At 49.7% G+C, this 1,327-nt stretch carries 1 pseudogene; it reads left to right on the top strand.

The features are described 5' to 3' along the window. Nucleotides 1-1,327: pseudogene (locus R7M92_RS24910) on the top strand (Tn3-like element ISShfr9 family transposase); the annotation flags it as partial.

The raw sequence follows: 1,327 nt of genomic DNA on the forward strand, positions 1-1,327 counted from the left end.
CCCTTCTCAGTAGTCAGACAACAGGCATTGAAGGTCATGAATGACAGGGATATCCAGACCCTCTGCCTTTACCTGAAAAAACAGAAACGGACCGTGGAAGAGTACCAGTGGCAACATTACGATGAACAATGCAATCTCCTGGAGCAACTGTTAAGGCAGGTGTTCTTGTGCCTTGAATGTGAGGCCGGTAAAGGCTCAGAAGCCGTCGTCGCCCAACTTCAACAGATGCAGACGGAAATCGCATTCGGTGGACCACTGAAGACGATGGATACGTCGCTCATCCCGAAAAAGCACCTCCCATGGTTGGTTAAACAGGATAACGTTAACCCGCAACGTTACGAATGGCTGCTCTACCGGCAGTTAACCTCACGACTGAATGGACGCATTTATTTGCCAAATGTTACCAAATACCGCGCACTGGAAGACGACCTGATCCCCCAGACATCGCAGGATACCTTGCTGGCCTCATCAACACTGGACAGACTAAAACAGCCCGCAGAGTTATTGTTACAGGAGAAACAACACCGGCTGGAAAGTGCACTCAAAGACGTTGCTCTCCATATTGATGAGGGAGACAATCGAAATGTGATCATGAAAAATCGTACCGGTACCCGCTGGCGTCTGCCGACCAAAAGCGCTACATCTCTGGTCAACAATCCCTTTTTTAAGCGAATGCAACCGGTCGGTATCGCGGATGTACTGCGGTATGTAGAGCGCGAAACCGGGTTCATGAAATGTCTGACTCATGTACTTCCGATACAAAAACAAGGGTTCACTCATCAGGATGATTTACTGGCCATTCTGATTGCCAACGCCACTCACCGTGGTGTGTATGGCATGGCGCAGATCTCCGATCGAAGCTATGAACACCTGAGTACGGTGCAGGCCAACTATATCCGGCCTGAAACGCTGCATGACGCCAGCGACGTGATCAATAATGCGGTTGCAGCGCTACCCATCTTCCGCCACTACCATATTCAGGAGGACCAGCTGCACGCCAGTGCGGATGGTCAGAAATTCGAAACCCATCTGGAAACCTTTAAAACCCGGTACTCCTCTAAGTATTTCGGCACCAACAAAGGGATCACGGCCATGACACTGGTGGCCAACCACAGCGCCCTCAATGCTCGGATCATCGGTTCCAACGAGCACGAATCACACTATATTTATGACCTGTTACAATCCAACAGCAGTGAAATCAAACCTGACGTACTCTCGACAGATACACACGGTGTCAATCATGTTAACTTCGCCTTACTGGATCTATGCGGTTACAGTTTTGCACCGCGATACGCGCAGTTCAGTAGTGTCATCAATGATCTGTTTG

The sequence above is a fragment of the Vibrio sp. Vb2880 genome, assembly GCF_033337975.1.
In the GTDB taxonomy this organism is placed as follows: domain Bacteria; phylum Pseudomonadota; class Gammaproteobacteria; order Enterobacterales; family Vibrionaceae; genus Vibrio; species Vibrio alginolyticus.